This window comes from Paenibacillus albidus (assembly GCF_014644435.1).
In the GTDB taxonomy this organism is placed as follows: domain Bacteria; phylum Bacillota; class Bacilli; order Paenibacillales; family Paenibacillaceae; genus Paenibacillus_AQ; species Paenibacillus_AQ albidus.
Genome location: NZ_BMKR01000062.1, coordinates 1 through 22,309 on the forward strand (window position 1 = coordinate 1; position 22,309 = coordinate 22,309).

General features: G+C 54.7%; 13 protein-coding genes and 2 pseudogenes. 3 read left to right on the top strand and 12 right to left on the bottom strand.

All coding sequences use genetic code 11. The annotated features are described in order from the left end of the window. Positions 1 to 207 (bottom strand): annotated as a pseudogene (locus IEY53_RS33365) (helix-turn-helix domain-containing protein); the annotation flags it as partial. A 73-nt stretch (positions 208 to 280) separates the two neighbouring features. Continuing rightward, positions 281 to 640, bottom strand: a pseudogene (locus IEY53_RS33370) (class I SAM-dependent methyltransferase); the annotation flags it as partial. Positions 641 to 748: 108 nt separating this feature from the next. Here IEY53_RS33370 and IEY53_RS33375 point away from each other — a divergent pair. Next, complete coding sequence (locus IEY53_RS33375; protein WP_189032457.1) at positions 749 to 2,014, top strand: TraB/GumN family protein; 1,266 nt, start codon at positions 749 to 751, stop codon at positions 2,012 to 2,014. Positions 2,015 to 2,433: 419 nt separating this feature from the next. Here IEY53_RS33375 and IEY53_RS33380 read toward each other — a convergent pair whose 3' ends face one another. Continuing rightward, positions 2,434 to 3,720, bottom strand: coding sequence for a Gfo/Idh/MocA family protein (locus IEY53_RS33380; RefSeq protein ID WP_189032474.1), 1,287 nt, complete (start codon positions 3,718 to 3,720; stop codon positions 2,434 to 2,436). Positions 3,721 to 3,858: 138 nt separating this feature from the next. On the opposite strand from IEY53_RS33380, the gene IEY53_RS33385 reads away from it, so the two are divergent. Beyond that, complete coding sequence (locus IEY53_RS33385; RefSeq protein ID WP_189032459.1) at positions 3,859 to 4,686, top strand: AraC family transcriptional regulator; 828 nt, start codon at positions 3,859 to 3,861, stop codon at positions 4,684 to 4,686. Positions 4,687 to 4,737: 51 nt separating this feature from the next. On the opposite strand, the gene IEY53_RS33390 is transcribed toward IEY53_RS33385, so the two are convergent. The 9 genes from IEY53_RS33390 to IEY53_RS33430 form a co-directional block, all read right to left on the bottom strand. After that, complete coding sequence (locus IEY53_RS33390; RefSeq protein ID WP_308424279.1) at positions 4,738 to 7,041, bottom strand: glycoside hydrolase family 88/105 protein; 2,304 nt, start codon at positions 7,039 to 7,041, stop codon at positions 4,738 to 4,740. 14 nt (positions 7,042 to 7,055) lie between these two features. Further along, positions 7,056 to 8,333 carry a hypothetical protein gene (locus tag IEY53_RS33395; protein WP_189032460.1) on the bottom strand — a complete coding sequence of 426 codons (1,278 nt, stop codon included), beginning with the start codon at positions 8,331 to 8,333 and terminating at the stop codon, positions 7,056 to 7,058. A gap of 39 nt (positions 8,334 to 8,372) precedes the next feature. Further along, positions 8,373 to 9,170, bottom strand: coding sequence for a polysaccharide deacetylase family protein (locus tag IEY53_RS33400; RefSeq protein ID WP_189032462.1), 798 nt, complete (start codon positions 9,168 to 9,170; stop codon positions 8,373 to 8,375). Positions 9,171 to 9,175: 5 nt separating this feature from the next. Further along, the gene (locus tag IEY53_RS33405; RefSeq protein ID WP_229696506.1) at positions 9,176 to 9,910 is read right to left on the bottom strand and encodes a DUF1961 family protein; all 735 of its coding nucleotides are present in this window, start codon (positions 9,908 to 9,910) and stop codon (positions 9,176 to 9,178) included. A 583-nt stretch (positions 9,911 to 10,493) separates the two neighbouring features. Then, entirely contained in the window at positions 10,494 to 13,154 is a 2,661-nt protein-coding gene (locus tag IEY53_RS33410) for an exo-rhamnogalacturonan lyase family protein (RefSeq protein ID WP_189032464.1), read from the bottom strand. Positions 13,155 to 13,183: 29 nt separating this feature from the next. Beyond that, complete coding sequence (locus IEY53_RS33415) at positions 13,184 to 15,529, bottom strand: helix-turn-helix transcriptional regulator (protein WP_189032466.1); 2,346 nt, start codon at positions 15,527 to 15,529, stop codon at positions 13,184 to 13,186. Positions 15,530 to 15,626: 97 nt separating this feature from the next. After that, complete coding sequence (locus IEY53_RS33420; RefSeq protein WP_189032467.1) at positions 15,627 to 17,219, bottom strand: extracellular solute-binding protein; 1,593 nt, start codon at positions 17,217 to 17,219, stop codon at positions 15,627 to 15,629. Between the two features lie 30 nt (positions 17,220 to 17,249). Then, the gene (locus IEY53_RS33425) at positions 17,250 to 18,134 is read right to left on the bottom strand and encodes a carbohydrate ABC transporter permease (protein ID WP_189032469.1); all 885 of its coding nucleotides are present in this window, start codon (positions 18,132 to 18,134) and stop codon (positions 17,250 to 17,252) included. 18 nt (positions 18,135 to 18,152) lie between these two features. After that, positions 18,153 to 19,124, bottom strand: coding sequence for an ABC transporter permease (locus IEY53_RS33430; protein ID WP_189032471.1), 972 nt, complete (start codon positions 19,122 to 19,124; stop codon positions 18,153 to 18,155). Between the two features lie 227 nt (positions 19,125 to 19,351). Here IEY53_RS33430 and IEY53_RS33435 point away from each other — a divergent pair, with 227 nt between their 5' ends. Beyond that, entirely contained in the window at positions 19,352 to 21,349 is a 1,998-nt protein-coding gene (locus IEY53_RS33435) for a beta-galactosidase (protein WP_189032472.1), read from the top strand. Positions 21,350 to 22,309 lie beyond the last annotated feature (960 nt).

A 22,309-nucleotide genomic window follows, 5' to 3' on the forward strand; every position in this document is an offset into this window, starting at 1 on the left:
CTTCACGGTATGGTGAATCGTGACGTCACTAACACCGACTCGCTGGGCAATCTCCATCTGTTTGGGAATAGCTCCTTGACTTTCATCTGCCAGCATGAGGATGAGGCAGCGATTTCGAATTCCCCGTGAAGTCTCCTTCGTATGAAGCAGTTGCTGAAGCCGTTCGCGTTCTTCCTGTTTCAGTTCAACCACGTATTTTTTATTCATTGGTAAGCCCTCCCCATTTGACTCTATACGGAGAGCTTAAAGGTAAAATTATTCGCGGTCAAGGTACTAGGTCCTCAATATAATGAAGAGCAAGAGAACTGATTACCACGTCGAATGCCCCATTATCAAAATCAATATCTTCGATTGCAAGACATTGATACTCGATATTCGGATCAACCGTCATGGCCCGGGCCCGCTCCAGCATATTCTCCGACAGATCTATACCAATCACAGAGCGGGCCTGCTGTTCACGCGCATACCGGCAATGCCAGCCAAAGCCGCAGCCCAGGTCAAGCACCCTTTTATCCTGCAGCCCCGGCAGCAGTGCACGGAATTCTGCCCATTCCCCGGCAGCCTCCAGTCCCCCTACCGAATGCGGCATTTGACTGTAATTTGTAAAAAATCCGGATTCATCATATTTGTTCTGTTTCATTGCTGAACCTCCTAATTTATTCTTTTTTTCATAGATTCGCGGAACCAAATGTTGTCACTCCCGTACAACCCAGAGAACACATATCTTAATAACAGGAGTGTTGTATTTATGAAGAAGTTAGGCGCATTATTTCTGTCCTTATTCCTCACGCTTTCGGTTCTTGGCACTGCGAATGCAGCGGATAAGCCTACCCGGGTGTGGATGGATGGAACAGAAGTTCAACTTGGAGCTTCAAACCCTGTCACGGAGAACGGAACGACGCTGGTTCCCATGCGGCCTATCTTGGAGAAGCTGAACGTGGCGGTTCTGTGGAACCCCAAGACCCAAACGGTTACCGGAACCAAAAACGGGCTTGAGCTTTCCCTGCAGATCGGCAGCACCACTGCTACCGTAAACGGCGAGAAGAAGAAGCTGGACGCTGCTCCCAAAACGATTAATAACACCACCTATGTCCCGATTCGCTTTATTGGTGAAACGATTGGTTATAAAGTCGAATGGAACGCTGCACAGCGCACCATTACGCTAAAGACGGCCGCCCCGCAAGCTGCCGGCAGCACAGGTTTTTTATGGAAGGCAGAGAACAAAGGAAACACCGTTTATCTTCTGGGCTCCATTCACGTAGCCAACGACAAAATGTATCCGTTGCGTCCGGAGATTGAATCCGCTTTTGCCGCTTCGGATTCGCTGAGCGTTGAGCTTGATTTGACCAAGGTAGATCAGACCGCGATGCAGAAGTTCCTGACAGAAAAAGGCATCTATACCGATGGTACCAAACTAAAGGACCACGTGTCAGCAGAGACTTACAACAAGGTAGTTGCCATCCTAAAAGCAAACGGACTGCCTGGAGATTCATTCGATAATTACAAGCCATGGGTGGTTACCCAATCGATTTCCAGCCTCCAGGTTCAATCTGAAGGGTATAAACCCGATACTGGTATCGACCTGTATTTCACAGAAAAGTCGCACAAAATGAACAAACCGGTGCTTGAACTGGAAACGGCTGAACTGCAATTAAATATGTTCAATGATTTCTCGGACGGCCTGCAGGAGAAGCTGCTGAAAGATACACTCGACTCCCTCGCACAAGCAGACAAGGAGACGGCGGAAACATCCATTGACCTGCTGAGCGAAATGTGGATAAAAGGCGATGAAGAAACACTTACGGCGCTGACCAAAAGCTCCGCCAGTGAGCCGGAATACTACAAAGCCCTGCTCGGGGACCGCAACATCGGTATGTTCAATCATGTAAAGGAATATTTGAACAGTGACACCAAATCCACTTATTTTGTCGTTGTTGGCGCCCTGCATATGGTCGGGGATGACGGCATCGTAACCAAGCTTCAGAAAGACGGATATACTGTTGTTAAGCAATAGCAATTGTTGACCTGCTAAAACGAAGGGCTGTCCCGATCAGTATGGACAGTATAATTACCGCCAAAAAAGCAACCTGAAGCTTGTTGCGGAATGAATGTCTTCCCTTTGGGCCCAAGTTATGTTCACATCCTTCCGGTATCACCGGCAGGTTACAAAGGACACTACCGTAGCCTGATTATGGCATTCTCTCTGCGGCTTTGACAATCACAAGTGACATTCAAAGTCGTTTCACCGTATGCCGGCAGTAGAATAACATCCCTTGCGCGGACGCGAGACAGGTGGGCAGCAAAAAAAGAAGGTCCCAAAAGCCATGACAGTGGCTGCAAGAGGCCTTCCTTTTTTGAGAACGGTACAGGTGAGATGCTCAGGACGGTTACTAAGCTAAGATGCCGGGAAAGCTTGCTGCCGCAAACCCGGAGCTACAGTTTAAGCAACTGATCAACCTTGACCGGCAGGCCGGTGGCCATGGAGCGGTTGGCGGCGATGCCGGTCATGATCGACCAGGCCCCGTCGATATGGGACGCAGAGCGCTGGAAACGGTCTTCGGCAGGCTCATCAAAAATATCGCGCAGCATCACCGGATCGCCGCCGCCATGGCCGCCCACCCCTTCTTCAATCTCCACCTCATAAGGTGCGGCAAAATGCGGGAATACGGTAATCTGCTTCTCTTTCAGCGCCCCTTCCTGATCTTTCCGGCCTCCGGAATTGACATAGGACTGCTCGACGACCTTCACTTCCAGGCGGCCTTTGGTTCCGTTAAAAACCACGATAAAACCCTCCCACGGGAGATAGGCATTCAGCGAATAATTCATGATGGTCTTGTTCTTGTATTTGACCATGACTCCCATCGTATCCTCGATACTGATGTTGTCTCCGAAGACGCTTTGGTCGCGCAAATATCCATCCTCGGCTTCAGCCTCCAGATACATCTGCTTCAGGTGCTCATTTTGGTCCAGATGCAGCGCAAACGGATCATCCTTGGCGTTTTCACTTCCATAAGCACGCTGATAGAATTCGGTTACTCCGCGTTTCTCCGCATTCTCCCGCCCATAAAAGCGCAGATCCCCCATGGCAAATACGGTATCGGGATGCGACCCCAGCCAGAAATTCATCAGATCAAAATGATGGGTCGATTTGTGCACCAGCAGACCGCCGCTGTTGCGCTTGTCCCGGTGCCATCTGCGGAAATAGTCCGCCCCGTGCTGCGTGTTAAGCAGCCATTCAAAGTTGACTGACAATACCTCTCCGATAGCACCGTCCATAATCAGCTCACGGATCTTGGTGTTGTGAGGGGCATACCGGTAGTTGAAAGTGACGCGCAGCTTGCGGCCCGTCCGGCGGGTGGCCTCCAGAATCTCCTGGCATTTCTCCTCATCCGTAGTCATCGGCTTCTCTGAAATGACGTCACAGCCAAGCTCCATTGCGCGGATAATATAACGGTGATGAGTGCGGTCGATACTGGTCACAATCACTGTGTCCGGCTTCGTCTCGGCAATCATGCGGTCAAATTCATGTGCCTTATAGGTGGGAACGGCGGGATAATCATATTTCTCCTGCAGCAGACGGTTGGAGTAATCCATCCGGCGCTGGTTGACATCACAAAAACCGACGATAGCCGAAGTCTCCCGGTATTGTCTCGTAATCTCCCCGTAAAAAAATTCTGCCCGTCCCCCGGTGCCTACAAATACATATTTTCTGGTCAAAATAAACCCTCCATTACCATTAGATTGGCTGAATCTTCTTCCTCTAGTGTATAGTATAAAATAGATCATTTTCTAAGCATTTCTTAGCAAAAAACCGCAAAACTATGTATATATTATCCTCATTTCCGGAGAGTGAACAGAATGTCAAAGGAATTCGAAAGCGTATTCTTCATTGAACAGCTCAAACGGAGCGATCCTTTCAGCATGGCCTCCGACCATTTTCATGAGACCTATGAAATCTATTACTTGCTGGCCGGGGAGCGCAACTATTACATCAACAATCTGGTTTATGCGCTGCGCAAAGGCGATCTTATTTTCATCAATAAAAACGAACTGCACCGCACCACCACCAAAGGCCGGGCCAATCATGAACGGGTTCTGATTAACTTTCAGGAGTGTTTCGTGCAGTCCACACTGGACGCTTACGGTGTAAGTTTCTCCTTCATGAAGGAGCCCGTTCTGCTGCTGCGGCCCGGTGCCTATGAACAAGGCCAGCTGGAGAATATTCTGCAGGCGATGCTCAAAGAGCAAAAAGAACAGCAAGCACTGCAGAAACCTTATCTGCAAACGCTGCTGTTCCAGCTGCTGGTGGAAATGGGCCGCATCCGGGAGACGGCGCGGGAAGCGATCCCCCCGGAGAATAATGAGAAGGAGCGCAAGGTGTATGAGATCATTGACTATCTGCAGGCGCATTATATGGAAAAGCTGAGTCTGGAGCGGCTGTCGGACACTTTTTATATCAGCAGCACCTATCTCTGCCGCCTGTTCAAACAGACCACCGGCTTCACCATCGTCGAGTATTTGAACTATATCCGCATCAAGGAGGCCCAGACTCTGCTGCGGAACAGCACCGCCAAAGTAACCTTTATTGCGGAGCAGACCGGCTTTGACAGCATTGCCCATTTTGGCCGGGTCTTCAGGCAAATCGCCGGACGTTCCCCCCTGCAATACCGGAAGCAGAACGGGTAAAACGGGAGGCGGGCAGAAATCTGCTTCCGGCTGCGCCGTATAAGATGTTTTCTATGGGGCAGTGGATGCCTCGGACAACTTCAGCACTTCAATCCCCGCGAGGAGCACGATGCCAATCCCGTGAGTATCATTAAATTGCCAGGTTAATTCCTCTTTGTAATACAGCTTGTTGAAAGAATACCCTGAGCCGCGGCAGACACCGTATACATTGCCCTGCCTGTCGATGCAGTATCGGGCCAGTCCCTCCCAGCCCTTGAGAGCGGACGCGATATACGGTTCAGGGTCTGGCAGCCAGCCGCAGCGGACTCCCCGGGCGAAAGCATAAATGAACATCGAGGTGCAGGAAGCCTCCGCATACGATTCGGAATCAGTCAGCACCTGATGCCACAGTCCCTGTTCATCCTGCAGCCGGAGATAACCCTCACTCAGCTTGTGGAAAAAGTCCAGCAGCTCCGGCCGCATCCGGTGATCCCCGGGCATCACCCCCAGCAGTTCGGCCAGGGAGAAAATCACCCAGCCGTTGCCCCTGCCCCAGGCCACACCGTTCGGCTTGTTGAACTTATAATCATAGACATGATGCATAATGCCCAGCTCCGGCTGGAACAACTTTTGCTTGTACAGCAGGAACTGGGAGGCCGCATCCTCCAGATACGCTGTATCCCCCGTTTGTTCATAATATTTGCTCAAAAAAGGCGTGCTCATATACAAATCGTCGCACCACATCGTCTCCTGCATAAAGTCGGTGGTGCCTCTCGTCCGGTATAAAGCGCCGCCCTCACAGCGATCCTGCACGCTGGTGATGTAGGCGGCAATATCCGCCGCCGCTTGCTCCGCTCCCCGCAGCGGACGTTGCTTATGCGCCGTGAGCATTGCCGCTCCGAACGAACCGCAGTCATCGAGCGAATCCATCAGCGCCAGCTGATGATTGATGCCCGGAGCCCCGTATTGGTCGCGGTCCCATAAGGCATATTGGTGCAGTGACGTACACAACTCGATATGCCGCTGTGCATATTCGGTATAATGCGGATCAGCCAGCGCGGCTCCGGTTCTGAGCAGCCCGTACAACGTCACCCCCAGCGGGTAATTCCAGCGGCCGTAGAGTGCGCTCTCCAAAAAAGGACGAACCCATCCATCCGGCTGGTCCACCCGCCAAAACGTGGACTCCGCCCCCTCGCCGAACAAGGTATCCATAGTCGTCAGCTCCGCTGCTTCAGGCACATGTGGAGCCGTGAACGGGCCCAGGTACAGCCACGGGTCAGCCGGGCCCTCGACCGGGTAGGGCAACATCAGCCTGCCCGGCCCCGTGTCCGGCAGCTCCTCCAGTGCAAAACCCCACCCCCCGCCGCCGCAGACCGACTCGACGACGAGGTCACGCCCGCCGCCGCCAAGCCGGAGCGGCGGCAGCTCCAACCCGCCGCCCGCCTCCGGCAGCGCGGCCACCAGGGTGCCATCGACGTAGACCGCGATGGCGGCCGTTCCCCGGCAGCGCAGCCGCAGCCGGGTCTCGCCTTGGCCCGGTGCCAGCTTGCACCAGGCAAAGGCCGTGGCTCCCGGCACACTCCCGAAGATTCGGGAGAAGTTGCCGTCCTCCTGTTCGCTGCGGGACCACAGCGAAGACGGATACCAGGGGCAGCGGGCGGCCAGCTCCGCTTCGGCAGCCCCTGTCTCAGCCGCTGCTGCGCCTGCGGCTGTATACGGCGCGGCGGCCTGCGGCCCGCTTGCGGGAACGCCGGCAGCGGCGTTCCCTTCGGCGCGATCCCGGCGCTGCCCCGGCCAGACCGTCCAGCGCTCCTGCTGCGGCGCGCTGTATATCCAGCCTTCACTGCCGCTGTGCTCCGCAGTGGGCGCCAGAAAATGCAGCGGCGCCCCCTTGACGCTGCCCGTCCCAAAGATTCCGCCGCAGCCCGTTCCCGTAGCCGCAAATTCCAGCATGAAGTGATTCCAGCCCGGCTCCAGCTTGGCCCGGAAGTAGGTCCGCCGATCGGGGAAGACGTCATCGTTCAGATTCGAGCGGAACACCTCGCGGCCATTAATGTTGACCTTAACCGGGCTGTAGCAGCTGATGGAAAAAGGAGCATCCGCCTCAAGTGTACTCCACAGCTTGCCCCAGACATACACAAATTGTCCGTCAGCAAGCTCCGGCAGCCGCTCGCCCAGATCCATCACATACCGGCAGTCGTCCAGCCGCCGGAAACCCCGGCGTGAATGAACCCGGTACACCGGAAGCTGCGGCGGATGGGCGCCGATATGCCGGCCGGCTACCGCAGCCAGCACTGGCTCAATCCGTCCGCCTGCCACCTTGACGATACTTTCCTGATCCGGAAAGTATTCCGGAAGAGCAGCGATCCTGTTCACAGCACCTTCCTCCCTCACCGTGTAATCTCTCCGCCCGGGTACAGCGTTGAGCTATACAGCCGTTTCGGCTGCGGCAGCGGTTCTATCGACCGTGGTGCAGCCGGATCAACCGGTTCCCCGGAATAGACGATGGCGGACTCTTCCGTATATATAATGACCTGCTCCGCACCGGTTCCGAGCAAATCCCCGTGAACCGCATATCCTTCCAAACCAAATTCAGCCACAATCTTCATATGTCCATCATATAGTGCAGGCAGGATACCTCCACCCCGGCGGTAAGCTAGAATATAATCCGGCGCACCCGGCCGCCAGTTGCTGACAGCCTCGACGATCGTCAGCCAGCCGGAGGTGGTGCGTTCCTCTTTCCACAGCTCCTGCCCGCCGTTATCCAGCAGGAACAGTGCATCTTTGCCTTTTAACCCTTTGCCGTCATCCTCACGGACCATGCGGTCTAACCCCGCTACCTGGAGCCCCGGGAGATCCTCCCTGAACCGCCCCAGGGCAAGGTGCTGTGACTCAATGGAGCCGCTGTACCGCCACAGCTCGCGTCCTTCGCGGTCGTACATCACGGTCACACTGCCGCCGACCACCACTTCGGGCAGGCCATCCCCGTTCACATCCCCGACCCACAGGCAGTCCGCATGATCATCCAGATCCTGACAGCTCCACAGCAAATTCCCGTCCGCATCCAGCAGGTCATACCCGGCCATTACCTCATCGCGTCCATCGCCATTCAGATCATGAACCCAGGGGTAATGTCCCACATTGCCGGTGTGGGTCCACAACAGCTTAAAGTTGCGGTCAAGCGCCCAGAGCTGATGGTAACGGTCCTTCAAAATAATATCGGATGCCCGTTCCCCTCCGGTCAGGTTGGCGATGATAATGCAATCATGCGCATGCTCGGCGGGCAGATCATGCACCGACTTAACCGCTCCCGTGGCTCCCTCCAGAACATGAAACCGTCCGTCCATAACCACAAGGACTTCCAGCAGGCCGTCACCGTCCAGGTCATAAATCTGCGCCGGATAATCCGAGCCCTGACTGCCTGCGCCGGGATCGGGGGTTCCTTTTTGCCATAGCAGCCGCCCCTCCAGATCAAAAGCGGTCAGGCACTGCACCTGATGCGGAATATAGCGGACATCCTGGCGGTTATCCGGCTGAACCAGCAGCAGCTCCGCCCGGCCGTCCCCGTCCAGATCGCCCAGCAGCATTTTGCAGCCCTTGCCGGCTGCCGATATATCCAGCTCTGCCAGCTTCAGCGGATGAATCTCCTGATGGGTTGTTATATTCATACTTTGTTCCCTCCATTCTTCTTTCGGGTATGGATAATCTTAACCGGTGAACTCGACCAGCTGACCGCCCGGCACTTCGATAATCCGGCCTCCCACTTCCAGCCATACGGACTGGACAGACGGATTGTAGGCAAAATCCAAAGTGGCGGAAACCCTCAGCTGTTCACAGGCTTTCATATAATGGACCACTTCAATATTCGTCGCATACCAGATCTCCTCATGGCCGCCTGCCATCTCGCAAAAGCGCTCCATCAGCTCCCAGTTATTGTCGTTATCGAACTCATAGCTGTGACCCCAAACATACATAAGGTAGAGATATTGCCGTTTGTGCAGTTTCAAAAAAGCGTCCGTATGCTCAAGCAAACGCTGATTGTGGTGGCAGGTTCCTTGCCATTCCAGCCAGTCGTCCGGCATTCCGAAGCCGCCGGTAGTCTGGACCGTCCGTGCATACTCCATGCCGAGTGCAGGCAGCAGCTGCTTCATCCCCCTGTTATAAGAACCGTTCGGATAGGACATCCCCCGGACGGGGACCCGCAGCAGACGTTCCAGGGCTTTGCGGTCCTCTACAATCTCATGCACGATCTGCTCCTGCGGGCAACGGGCCATCGTCGGATGCGACTGCGTATGAACGGACACCTCATGACCCTTGTATAATGCCGGCACCTCCTGTGCCGTTATGCGGTCTCCTTCCCCGAACAATCCGGAGTTCAGATGAAACGTCCCCTTAATCCCATGCTGATTGAACAAGGCCAGCAGCCTTTCGTCAGCCCGTCTGCCGTCATCATAGCTCATCGTCAGCGCCTTATGGCGTCCCTGCGGAAAACAGTAATAAACCATATCTCTTAGTCTCCCCTTTTCCCATATATACTCAAATCACTGTATTCAGCAATCAGCGGCGCCATTTGGCGGAAGCCGATTTTGCCTCCGGACAGCAGCGGTCCCCAGTTGGAGCCATCATCGGTCCAGGTGAACAGCGGCAGCTCATTTATCGCAAACGACACCACGGGTCCCCGCTTCACAATCAGCATCCGGTAAGCTTCCGTCATGTCGGAGGTACCCGGAAGCGGATCAGCTCCCTGCGCCACCAGATGGAAGCCATAGCTTTTACGCAGATTGCAGGTGTGGAAGCTCCGCTCCTCTGCCCACATTCTGCGGAAATAGGAGATGTGAAAGGCATCCATCTCCCCATGGTGGTACTGCTGGTATTCTCCCGTTCGGCGCGGAAGAGACCGATCGAATACATCCCTGCCGCCTTTGCCTCTGGCGGCGAAGAAGAGAATCGCCAGCCCCGGCTCCCGCAGCGGACGGAACTTCCAGGACACCGCCAGGTCTGCCGGGAACTCTTCGGGACACCAGAACACGATGTTGGCCTTTTGGCCCTCTGAGGCATCCAGCGTACTTTCCATCCGCAGCCGCTGCATGGGGAAGGTGAGCGCCCCTTCCCCCTCCAGACGGAATCGCGCAACATCTTCCGGCGAAGCCAGCCGGTTGTGATAAAGCGGCCTCCAATCCGGGGGAATCCAGCCTTCCACAGCAGTTCCTTTGATGGATTCAGCCAAGGCTTGTTCCCGCGTCACGTTCTGTTTTTCTAACTGAGCATCTAACTGAGTGTCTAACTGAGTGTCTAACTGAGTGTCTAACTGAGCATCCAACTGAGCTTCATCTTCCGCATCATTCAACTGTATCTGCCCCTTCCTCCATTCCCGCAGCAGGTCCGGATACTCTTTTTTCCGGTAGCCACATAAGCATCAGTAACCCTGTAAAAAGCCACCCCACCCCGACAGTCACAATAAAAATCCATCCGTAAAGTGCGCTCAATTACATGGTCTACCTCCTCCCGGATCTCTGGCACTACGGCCGGAACCTGGAACACTCCCGAATGCCCGCAGTCTAATCCAGCAGGAGCATCCAGACTGCATTTTGTACATCAGATAGCAGGCAAAACCGGCTTATTATTGATTTGGCTGCATTTTGTGCATCAGGAAAAGCGGAAGTGGACTGTTTACCTATGTTCCAATGTATGAAATACATCAGAATGGACATTCGAGCCTTTCCAGAGCAATTTGGCTGCAAGAAATACACTGAAATCGCTATCTGGCCGGACTGACTCCTTCAGAATCTGATCTCCGGCAAATAGTCCAGTATCCCTACCATACATTGCTACTTCCTAATCTCCAGTTCCCTTGCCTGCCCGGCTTCTTCGGGCACCGAAGCTCCAATCAGCTCCAGGCTGATGATGGTATTCAAGGACCACTGTGAGGCTTCGTTGGTGTTGATCCAGTCGATTTCGTTCAGTTCCGCCACATAGGTCGCCCGTTCCGCTTCCTCCTGCAGATTAACGCGGCCAAACGGATTGTCCAGCAGAATCGTCCAGCAACGTTCAGCCGTGGCCGGATCGCTGTGGTAATAAGCGCCATAGGCGGCGATCGCCACGCTGAGCACGGGATGCTCAAAACGGAGCTTGCCGGTAATTAAGCCGCCGCTCCAGGCGTCCTTCTCTTCCTGCGGCAGATTGTAGAAGACACCGAACTCGGCCAGCATTTCCTCCCACTCGGGGTCCTCCAGCATCGCGGCCAGTTCTAACCAGACCTGCGGTCCGCCCATGCTGATGGCGAGATGCCGGCCCCAGTTATCGTCGCCCATCCCCGTCAGGATGCCGGTCTTTGGATCATAGCCATAGGTAGGCCCCGACAGCAGGCGCAGGTTGGCCGACTTGATGCAATCGATGCCTGTCAGGATTTTGTCGCGGTAGAACGTATCCTCGAAACGTTCCCAGCGTGTCATCCAGTTCGAGCTGAAAGCCGCCCAGTCCGGGCCTACCCGCACATGCGTCGGGAATTCGTCCTTGGGGAAATAGGCCCGCATCGGATCAAGCGTAACCGTGCTGTAATCCGCATCCTTAACGCCGTCCATGATATCGCCGATCCGCTCATCGCCGGTCAGATAATAGTAATAGCGGTGCAGACCGGCCATGGCAATACGCGCCTCCTTGCAGCCGCAGCCCCAATGCACCACATTATGCCTGGAGCCCAGCCCCGCATATTCGCCGAAGTGGTAGACATCCACTTCGCTCGTGTGGCGCGTCATGGCTTCGGCCATGCGGAATACATCGGCGCGGCCGGTACGCAGAAAGGTCACCCACAGCCACATATTCGGCACCAGTTCGGCATTCTGCCAGGCGCAGCCGCCCAGATCGTAATTCCATACATGCCGGACCGGGTCATAGCTGTGCATGAAGTCGCCGTAATCCCAGAAGCCGTACCATTTCCGCTGCTCCACCTCTTCCTGGTAAAAAGCAATAATTCCATCCAGCCGCTCCTCCAGATAAGCCTTGACCGGTGTACTGCGGTCAGGCAGGCTCCAGAAACCAAAAGCGTGCGTGTCATGATAATATGCCGGTTCACAGACCAGCAAAGCAGGGCTGGCCGCTTCCTCCTGCATCCTCTGCAGCAGTTCCGTGCCCGGCGTCTGCGAAGTGCACCATAACGTCAGCTCATTGGTATTGGCGATGCCGTAAGGGGTGGCCCGCAGCTCCGCAGCACCCTCATAAGAAGACTCCACATGTGTCTTCGTATCATAATGGCGCAGATCCATGGCTTCGGTATCCGGCGACCAGAACCAGGCGGTGAAGACAGCGGCATCCCCAGCGGTGCCGCAAGCTTCCAGCCCCGACGGATGTTTGCGCCAGAAATCCTTGATCCCGATGGCCAGACCGCCATCCGGCGATCCGACATAACCAAGGCCCCCCGCCCGGCCGCCTTCAGCCGCTTTGATCCAGACACAGCCTTCCCCTGTCCGCTTACGGATCAGGTAATGCCCCGAAGAATCCTGCACCAGCTTGAAGCTGTCCCATGTCGCCGAATCATCCAGCAGGCCAAGGAAATAAGCATCCTCATCGGGATCAAAGACCACGGTCCGTCCCTCCGTCTGATCAGTGAACCAGTCGCGGTATTTCCCCTTCGTCCGCCGGGTATGCAGCGACTTCGGAGACTCACTGAACAGGCCACTGTCTCCGGCCAGACGGACATGGCGGTTATAATGCGGCCCGCGCATCGGCACCGTAAAAGCGATCCCGAGTCCTTTGATATAATCCTGATGAGGGTTGCCGTCATAATGAAACGTATGAACCAGCCGGATCGATTCCAGTCCGGCATGGAAATAGAGCCGCAGTGTATAGGGAATCCACTCGCGCTGACCGGCAACCGAACGGTGCCGCCCCTCAAGCTTCAACACCGCACGCAGGGAGCCGTCTTGTTCCAGGATGGCGCTGCAGGTCCTGCCGGTAAAACGCTCCTCACGGACGGTAAGGTCGCCCGACACCGCATCCCGCTGCTCGCGGATACAGACCAGTTCGCCGCCGCTGCATATTTCCGCCCCCTCCGGGCCTTCCATCGCAAGCTCTGCATCCCCGCGGCTGCGGACAATGCTGCGGATCAATCCGGCGCCGCTTTTATTGACAGTGCAGCGGATGACGCCTGTATCGACAATATAAGTATCCTCCGTCTCCTGCACGGATAACGCGGTGCACGCATCCACAGCTCCCGCAGCGGCGGAAGAACGCTCCAAAACATAATGCGGAATATCCCCGTCCAGGCAGACCGCCGTATGGGTGGACCACTTGATGCTGCCGTCCGGCCAATAGGCCGCAGGCCGGCTTTGCAGCGGCAGCGGTTTCTCCAGCTCAGGTGCAGCAAGGCAAAAGCTGTCCAGCCCGCTGCGGGACAACTCGCCTTTGTTCCACGGAACCCCCCAGGTAACCCCTGCAGCGACCTTTGGCTTATGCAGCCAGCGCAACGAAATCGGTAAAACCGAGGACAACATAATCATCTCCCTTTAGGCTTGTATTCCTTTTATTCATGATGGCTAAGTTCACGGTAGCGGCTTGGGGTAATTCCCTCCTGCTTTTTGAAAATCCGGTTGAAATAGCTGTGCTGGTACCCCACCTGATCCGCGACGTCATTGATCCGCAGCCCCGTATCCCGCAGCAGCTCCTTGGCTTTGCCCAGCCGAAGTTCCGTCAAATAATCAATAAAGTTCTTGCCGGTTACCCGTTTGAAGGACTTGCTGAGCAAAAAGGGGTTGGTCCCGGTATAATCTGCACAGCTGTCCAGCGAAATATTGTCCATATAGTGCTCCTGAATATACAGCATGGCCTGCTCTACAGTCCGTTTTATACCCGCATCCGAACGTTCGCACAGCTCCTTCAGGAACGGTGCGACCACCTTTTCCCGGAACCAGGCGAGGATCAGCTTCGGTTCATGGATTTGCGAGAGTGCGGCATACAGGTTCACTCCCTGGAACAGCTGATTCGGGTGAATCCCGGAATCCATGATCGTATGCTGGATACTGCCCAGCAGATGGAGCATGCCTTGCTGCACATCGATCACCTTGGCCCCGTCTGCGCAAAGCGCCCCCAGGAATTCCTCCAGCAGCCGGTATGCTTCCTCTGCTTCGCCCGTACGCAGCGCCTGAATCAGCGCCCGCTCCAGCATGAAGGAATACTGGGTATCCGGCGCAGCCTGACCCTGCCCGGCAGGACGGTCCATATTGATAATCTGATTCTCCCCGCCGAACTGGCGGTAGCTGGCCGCCTGCTTGGCCGCCTCAAAAGCCAGCGGAATGGCCGAAATGCTCTCCACAGGCGCACTGAAGGCCACCGTAACGCGCATATTGAGCATGCGGTTAATCAGTCCCGTCAGCTCCTCGCTAAAGCCCTGCACTTCCGGCTGGGCAGGACAGGCCCCCGGTTCAATCAACAGCAGCCCGGCAGTCAGGTCATGGAAATTCACCACATCGGCCTGGTTGAAATGTGCGGCGGACAACTCGGCGATAATGTTGACGGCTGCAAAAGAGACCAGACTCTCGTCGCCTCCCCGGAACTTGCCCTCCAGACTGGAAATTCCCGTGAGCTGGATGTACAGCACCATAAAGTGGCAATCTTCCACCTCCCACTTGAACCGTTTCATCCGGTTCTGCAGGTCCTGCTCGGAATACCCATACAAATAGCCCTGGAACAGCTGGTTCAGGAAACTTTCCTTCACATGCGGCAGCTGTTCATCCAAGGTGTACTGAAGCGCATGGCTTTGCCCGTGCAGCGTGTTCCACTGCCGTTCAATCAGCTTGAACTCATCTTCCTTGCCGGCAGCCGCCGCATGCTCGGGCAATAACGTCTGCAGCAGACGCCCGACCGGCGAATAAATTCGGCGGGAAGCCAGCCAGGACAGCAGCGCCGCGAGCAGCAGCGCACAGGAACTGACCAGAAAAATCAGCCGTGAAATGAAGACGACCGGTGCGGTAATGCTGGTAATCGGCGAAGCGGATACATAGGTCCACTCGCCGGCAATCCTGGAGAAGCTGCCCGAGGTGACCGCATAGGTGGCATTGCCCCAGTCAAACAGGAAGGAGGAACCTCCGCCGGTTCCCCGCTCCTGAATCGCCTCTTGCAATGCAGCCACAAAAGGTGAATCGTCGGCACTGTCCCCCGCAGAAATGAACAAATCGCCGGAGGGCTGAAGCATAAATGTCTCGCCGCTGTCGTATGGGGTCATGGTCCGGAGCATGACAGCCACCTTCTCCGGATCCATCCGCAATAGCAGCGTCCCAAAAGGCTTCAGACTTCCTCCGGGGATCAGGTGCACCAGTGTCAGGTCCTTCTCGCCCGGGCGGTCCGGATCAAAGGCCCACTGGGTCCAATACGTGCTTTGCCTTGAGCGGAGCAGCTTGTCATATTGGACGGACACCTGACTGTTATCCACGGTTCCATATTCCGGGTTGAACAAAAGCGGCTGCTCTCCGGACAGGTACAGCTCTACCCGCTTTACCATGGTGCTTGAGCCTTGCATAACCAGGAGCGTCTTCGTAATATCCCAGGAGCGCTCATATTTCTGGGCGACATCCAGATTCTTCAGGGTGTAATCGAATTTGGGGTCAAAAGCCCAGTGTGCCAGCATCAGCTCCATATTCACCAGCTGCTCATCAATATTGGCGGCCCGCTGCTCGATCTGCCGGTTATGCATACTCAGCAGCTCGCTCTCCAGCCGCCCTCCGGCCATCCAGTAGACCAGCGCACCGACAATAAACCCGGGGATAGAGGATACCGCAAGAACAAGAATCAGGTTCTTGCGGTAATACATCCCTTTTCCTCCGGACCATTTCTTGCTGTACCGCTTCCACTTCTCCAAGATTCCTTTTACCATGCTCTCACCAGCCAAATCGGGTAGATTTGAAGTGCAACCGAACCAACTTCGTTTTGCGCCTCAGACTCTCCCCGGCTGGATAGGCAGCCGGTTCGGTCTATTGGTCGGCTTTTGCGTACAATTCGTTCATTTCCTTGATCAAATCATCACCACCGGTCTTGTTCCATACCTCAAACGCCGACAGGAGTGCCGCTTCGTCAATTTGTCCTACAATAAACTTGATCCGCGCATCATTGATGATATTGTCCAGCTGTGAACCTTTTTGCGAATATACGCTGGATATAAAGGATTCGGCCGGATTAACAACGACCAATGCTTCATTTGCCTTCAGCACCTCGGCCTGCTTGATCCGCAGCGGGGTTTCCTTCACTTTTTTGGAAATATCCTCGGGAATATAAGTCAGCATCTGGTTCAGCCCTTCCACCTCGGACTCCAGCAGAACCGTGTTGGCGGACCGCTCAATAAAACCGTCGACCAGTGTGTAATGCTTGCCTTCCAGACCATAACCCAGCATGGTTTGCATATCCTCTTCGTTCAGACGGTCCAGAAAGGTCAGGATCTTCTTAAGCTCTGCTTCATTTTTGACGCTTGATTTGGGAATAGCCAGAATTGAGAATCCTGAGGTTGGCAACGTATGCAGTTGTCCATCGGTTCCGGTAACTCCGCCGCTGACATCCACAAAATGCTTATCCGGCTCATCCTTGCCCTCTTTCTCCAGAGCGGCATGGATCTTATCATCAATTCGCGCTCCCGTATCAACCACATCAACGATGACGCCCGCTTTGTTGTTGACGATTGGATCGGTCCATTTGGCGCTGTCCATTACCGCGAAATCGGAGTTGATCAATTTCTCGTCATACAGCTTTTTCATGAACTTAAGCGCTTCCAAATACTCGGGGTATTGATGCTCCGGCACAAGCTTGCCGTCTTTGACTCCCCATTTGTTCGGTGAACCATACCACAGCTTGATCGTATCAAAACCGCTGGCCCAACCGCCGGTCCATTTCACCAGCACCATGCCGTAAGTGTCAGCCTGCCCGTTCCCATCCGGGTCCTTCTCCTTGAACGCCTTCAGCATGTTGTAGAAATCATCGACCGTCTGCGGAGTCTGCTGGCCCACTTTCTCCAGCCAATCCGAGCGGAATACCATGCCGTTGCGGCCCAGCGGACGTCCCCGGTAGATTCCGTAGTTTTTCCCTTCGATGGACGAGTTTTTGAGAATGACCGGATTCGCCTGGCTCAAATTCTTATAATCCTTCAGATAAGGCCCGACTTCCCAGAAGGCTCCCGACTTGGCAGCGTTCACAAAACTGGATGCCTTAACGTCCGGAACATAGATAATCGACGGCAGCTTCCCGGAAGCCAAAGTGATGTTGAATTTATCCGTGTAGGAAGCATTCGGTACCCATTCAAAATGGATCTTTGTACCGGTCTTCTTCTCTATCTCCGCTGCAACCGGGCTGCCGTCTTTCGGATAGTTTGTCTTGAAGATCGGCAGCATAAGCGTCAGCTCCAGTGGGGCGTCTGCCTTAGCAGTCCCGCTGTTCCCGCCCGTTTCCTTCTGCGCCGCCGTTCCTTCGGAATTCGTGCCGGAGCATCCGGCAAAAACAGATATAACCATAATAGCAGCAACTGACATTAACAACCAGCGCTTCAAGCCTGCCAAACCTTTTTCCTTTAGTGTACGCATAATAAGCCTCCCTTTTATAATGATCATGGTCTATCCTTTAATGGAGCCCAGCATCACCCCTTTGGCAAAATGCTTTTGCAGGAACGGATACACGCACATAATCGGTAATGTACCCACCACAATTACAGCCATCTTGATGGACTGCTCAGGCGGCTGCACAAACCCCGGGTCCATGGTACTGATATCGCCTGCCGCCGCTTGGGACAACATGACAATCTGCCGCAGCATCACCTGCAAGGGCCATTTTTCCGGATCATTGATATACAGCAGCGCCGAGAAGAAGTTGTTCCAATGGCCGACCGCATAAAATAAAGTAAAGGTGGCCAGTACCGGCTTGGACAGAGGCAGGACGATCCGCCACAGCAGCCCCAGCTCCGTACACCCGTCGATCCGGGCGGCCTCCTCCATCTCCAGAGGGAGCTCCTGAAAGAAATTTTTGACAATAATGAGGTTAAAGGCGCTGATCGCCCCCGGCAAAATGAGCGAACCCAGCGTATCCAGCAGATGAAGCTCCCGGATGACCAGATAGGTCGGGATCATCCCGCCGCCAAAAAGCATGGTAAAAATAATCAGATTCAGAATAAGATTGCGCCCCATCAGATTGCGTTTGGCCATAGGATAAGCCATGGTCACCGTGAAAAATAAATTCACCAGCGTCCCCAGCACCGTCACATAAACGGAAACCCCAATGCTGCGCATGATCGTATCCGTGGAGAAAATAAAACGGTAAGCATCCAGCGAGATCGTCGACGGAATCAGGAACACAGCACGTTTGGTAATCTCCGCATCGGTCGCAAAGGAACCTGCTACCACGAACAGAAACGGGAGAAGAGCTGCCACTCCGATTATTCCGAGGATTACATAGTTGAACACATCAAATACGGTTTCACCGGCATTTTTATATCGTTTTGCCATAACCAGCCTCTTCCCCTCTTAATAAAGTCCGGACTCCCCAAATTTTTTGGCCAGCCAGTTCGTGCCCAGCACCATCGTGACACCAATTACGGATTTGAACAATCCGACTGCCGTACTGTAGCTGAAGGCCCCTTGGGTAATCCCGAGTGCGTAGACATAGGTATCGAACACTTCCCCCACCTCACGGTTGAGTGCATTCATCATTAAAAAGATCTGTTCGAAGCCGTTATCCAAAATGGTACCCATGCGCAAAATGAGCAATATGATGATGGTACTGCGGATCGCCGGCAAGGTAATATGCCAGATCTGCCGCCAGCGGTTCGCTCCGTCCACGACAGCCGCCTCATATTGCTCCACATCTACACCGGCCAAAGCCGCCAGGAAAATAATCGTGCCCCAGCCGCATTCCTTCCAAATCGTCTGCAGGATAATCAGCGGCCTGAACCAGTCCGGGCTGGAGAGGAAGTCGATCTTCCGCCCTGTAAACGTATACAAAAATTCATTGACGGCCCCGCCCTCCGTGGTCAGGAACACATAGCTCATACTTGCCACAATTACCATCGAGATAAAGTGGGGCACATAAATCATCGTTTGGATCGTTCTTTTGTAAAAGGACAAGCGGATTTCGTTCAACAGCAGAGCCAAAATAATCGGCGCCGGAAAAAAGAACACCAGATTATAAAACGACAGCAGTAGTGTATTGCGTAGCAGCATAAAGAAATCGGGATTGTCAAAAAACACACGGAAATGCTCAAAACCGACCCAGTCGCTTTTCCAGAATCCCAGATACGGCTGATAGTTCTTAAACGCCAGCAGGATTCCCCACATCGGAACATATTTGAATATAAGGAAATACAATGCGCCGGGGATCAGCAGAATATATAACCACTTATCCCGTCTCAGCCGTCTCCAGCGGCTGTCCCGTCTTTCCCTGTAGGTCCGCGTCGGCATCTCTCTGCCCGCAAGACCCGGAATACTCGCTTGCTTCATCCTGTGCACCTCCATAGATCATGTACAGCTGTTTGCGATTCCTATTATGCTTTCGCTGCGATTTTCCGGCAATCGGACTTTTTTGAACGGCACTGGGCGGCGGCACAACCTGCCCTGTTCAAGAAAGTCCAAACCGTGCAAATCTTTACTATTGCAGGCCAAATGCCGGAAAGCCTATGCTTCCCATGATAAATTCCTATATTTATGGCCGTAAGGAGGACATACAGATGACCAACAAATTATACTATGGCGCCTCATGGTATCCCGAGCTGTGGAACAGCAGCGTGCTGGAAGAGGATATCCGGCTGATGAAGGAAACGGGGATCAATGTTGTACGCATCGGGGAGTTCTGCTGGTCCGTGCTGGAGCCGGAGGAGGGCCAAATCGATATCGCACCATTCGCGGAATATATCCGGTTGCTGCATGCCGCCGGGATTGATACTGTCATGTGCACACCAACCCCGACCCCGCCGATTTGGCTGACTCACGGACATCCGGAGCGCCTGTTCATGGATGAAGGCGGAACGGTGATGGGACATGGAGCCCGGCAGCATATCTGCACGAACAATCCTTATTTTCGCGGACGCGCCGCCATCATCACAGAGCATTTGGCCCGGGAACTTGGACCGCTTCCGGGGCTCACCGCCTGGCAGCTGGACAATGAATTCAAAGCCCATGTGGCGGAATGTATGTGCGGGACCTGCAAAGACCTGTGGCATCAGTGGCTGGAGCAGCGCTACGGCAGTATCGCCCAGTTGAATGAAGCATGGGGAACAGCGGTCTGGAGCCAGACCTATCAGCGCTTCGACCAGGTCCCTCAGCCGGGTCCTGCACCGTTCCTGCATAATTCCTCGCTGCGGACGATGTACCGTCTCTTCTCCATGGAGAAAATCGCTGAATTTGCCGGGGAGCAGGCAGAGATCATCCGCCGTTACTCCAAGGCGCCTATAACCCATAACAGCAGTGTCGCGTTCCATCTGGATAATGAGCAGTTGTACCGGAATCTGGATTTTGCCGCCTATGATACCTATGCCTCTCAGGCCAATATGCACGCTTATCTGCTGAACTGCGATTTATGGCGCAACTTCAAACCGGGTACCCCCTTCTGGCTGCTGGAGACGAGTCCTTCGTTCGCCGGCTCACTTGAGAGTTATGCCACGCCGCATCCCGGCGGTTATCTCAAGGCAGAGGCCGTGGCAGCTTATGCCCTGGGAGCGGGTGCCTTCTCCTATTGGCTCTGGCGGCAGCAGCGTTCCGGGAGCGAGCAGCCCCACAGCGCCATTCTCAGTGCCTGGGGAGAACCTGCGGTTGGTTATGCCGATGTTCTGGAGGCCGGACAAGCCCGCCGGGACATTGAGAACGTCATCCTGGCCAGCCAGCCGCTCCAGGCTGAAGTAGCGATTACGTATTCGGACCGGGCGAAGGTATTCTTAACAACCGAGCCGCACCGCAAGCTGAATTACCGCGGCCTGCTGGGCGATTTCTACAAGCGGATTCTGCAGCTGGGCATTCATCGCGATCTGGTGCCCGAAGGCGGCAGTCTGGACGGATATAAGCTGCTGTTCACCCCGTTTGTCCATTATTTGTCCCCGGAATACATGCAGGGTGCCCTCGCTTTCGCAGCAGCAGGCGGTATCTGGATCGCCGGACCGCTGACCGGAGGCCGGACCGGAGAGCACACCATTCACACCGATGCCGGATTGGGCGAACTGGAACGCGTTGCCGGAGTAAAGACCAAATACACCTATCCCATGGAAGGCACCGGAACGGTTGGAGAGGCCTTCGGTATCTCTGCCGAATTATCCTTGTGGAGCGCTGTATTCGAGCCGCTGGCCGGAGGAGCATCGAGTGTTGGTGTAATCACGGAGGGGTTGACCCCGGGATTGTCTTTTCTGACCGAGCAGCCTTATGGACAAGGGGCCATAGTCATGCTGGGGTCCCTGCCCAGCGGCGATGATGGCGATTCCCTGCTGCGTGCGGTCATTGAGCATTACGCCCGGGCGGCGGGTGTCCGGCTACGCAGCGACCCCAGTCCCGGCACGATTGTCTGTCCCAGACGCCGGGGCAGCAGCGAGATCTGGGCCGTGGTCAACATGGACGGCCGGGGCGGCAGCGTGACGCTGCCGCGTACCGGAGCGGACGCGCTGACAGGTTCGCCTGTCGCCGCCGGACCACTCATGCTAAGCGCTTATGAGTACAGGATGATAGAGCTGCCGGCAGACTAGAGCGGCGTTGGTGTTCTCGGCCTCCTCCCCTAGGGGGGCCGGGATGCGGGTTGTTACCTCCGGATGGACGGGGATGGTCGATAGTGAGTAACCTTATGCTGGGGATGATGGCGCGAGAGTTACCTGATGGTGATTGGGATGGTGGTAGAGAGTAATCTTATGCTTAGGATGATGGGGCGAGAGTTACCTGGTGATGAGTGTGGATGGTGGTAGAGAGTAATCTTATGCTTAGGATGATGGGGCGAGAGTTACCTGATGGTGAGTGTGGATGGTGGTAAAGAGTAATCTTTTGCTTAGGATGATGGGGCGAGAGTTACCTGATGGTGAGTGGGGATGGTGGTAAAGAGTAATCTTTTGCTTAGGATGATGGGGCGAGAGTTACCTGATGATGAGTGTGGATGGTGCTAGAGAGTAACTTGATGCTTAGGATGATAGGTCCAGAGTTACCTGATGGTGAGCGTGGATGGTGGTAGAGAGTAACCTTATGCTGGGGATGCTGGGGCGAGTGTTACCTGATGGTGAGTGTGGAAGGTGGTAAAAAGTAATCTTATGCTGGGGATGATGGGGCGAGAGTTACCTGATGGTGAGTGGGGATGGTGATAAAGCGTAATCTTATGCTGGGAATGCTGGGGGCGAGAGTTACCTGATGGTGAGTGGGGATGGTGATAAAGCGTAATCTTATGCTGGGAATGCTGGGTCTAGAGTTACCTGATGGTGAGCGCGGATGGTGGTAGTGAGTAACTTGATGCTGGGGATGATGGGTCTAGAGTTACCTGATGGTGAGTGTGGATGGCAAGTAGAGCATACCGGGGGGTGACCAGAGTGGTGAGTAGAGAGTAAACAAGAGGGCGATTGATGGCCGGGTGCAGTATGCCAAGTAATTACCCAGTAGTGAGATGAATCTTTGGTTTGACTGCACTTTGTGCATCAGAATGCGGGCAAACCCGGCTTATTTTCGAT

Excerpts from the sequence above, each read along its gene's own strand:
- IEY53_RS33375 (WP_189032457.1), top strand. The coding sequence starts at position 749 with ATGAAGAAGTTAGGCGCATTATTTCTGTCCTTATTCCTCACGCTTTCG.
- IEY53_RS33385 (WP_189032459.1), top strand. The coding sequence starts at position 3,859 with ATGTCAAAGGAATTCGAAAGCGTATTCTTCATTGAACAGCTCAAACGG.
- IEY53_RS33395 (WP_189032460.1), bottom strand. The coding sequence starts at position 8,333 with ATGAATATAACAACCCATCAGGAGATTCATCCGCTGAAGCTGGCAGAG.
- IEY53_RS33400 (WP_189032462.1), bottom strand. The coding sequence starts at position 9,170 with ATGGTTTATTACTGTTTTCCGCAGGGACGCCATAAGGCGCTGACGATG.
- IEY53_RS33410 (WP_189032464.1), bottom strand. The coding sequence starts at position 13,154 with ATGTTGTCCTCGGTTTTACCGATTTCGTTGCGCTGGCTGCATAAGCCA.
- IEY53_RS33415 (WP_189032466.1), bottom strand. The coding sequence starts at position 15,529 with ATGGTAAAAGGAATCTTGGAGAAGTGGAAGCGGTACAGCAAGAAATGG.
- IEY53_RS33420 (WP_189032467.1), bottom strand. The coding sequence starts at position 17,219 with ATGCGTACACTAAAGGAAAAAGGTTTGGCAGGCTTGAAGCGCTGGTTG.
- IEY53_RS33425 (WP_189032469.1), bottom strand. The coding sequence starts at position 18,134 with ATGGCAAAACGATATAAAAATGCCGGTGAAACCGTATTTGATGTGTTC.
- IEY53_RS33430 (WP_189032471.1), bottom strand. The coding sequence starts at position 19,124 with ATGAAGCAAGCGAGTATTCCGGGTCTTGCGGGCAGAGAGATGCCGACG.
- IEY53_RS33435 (WP_189032472.1), top strand. The coding sequence starts at position 19,352 with ATGACCAACAAATTATACTATGGCGCCTCATGGTATCCCGAGCTGTGG.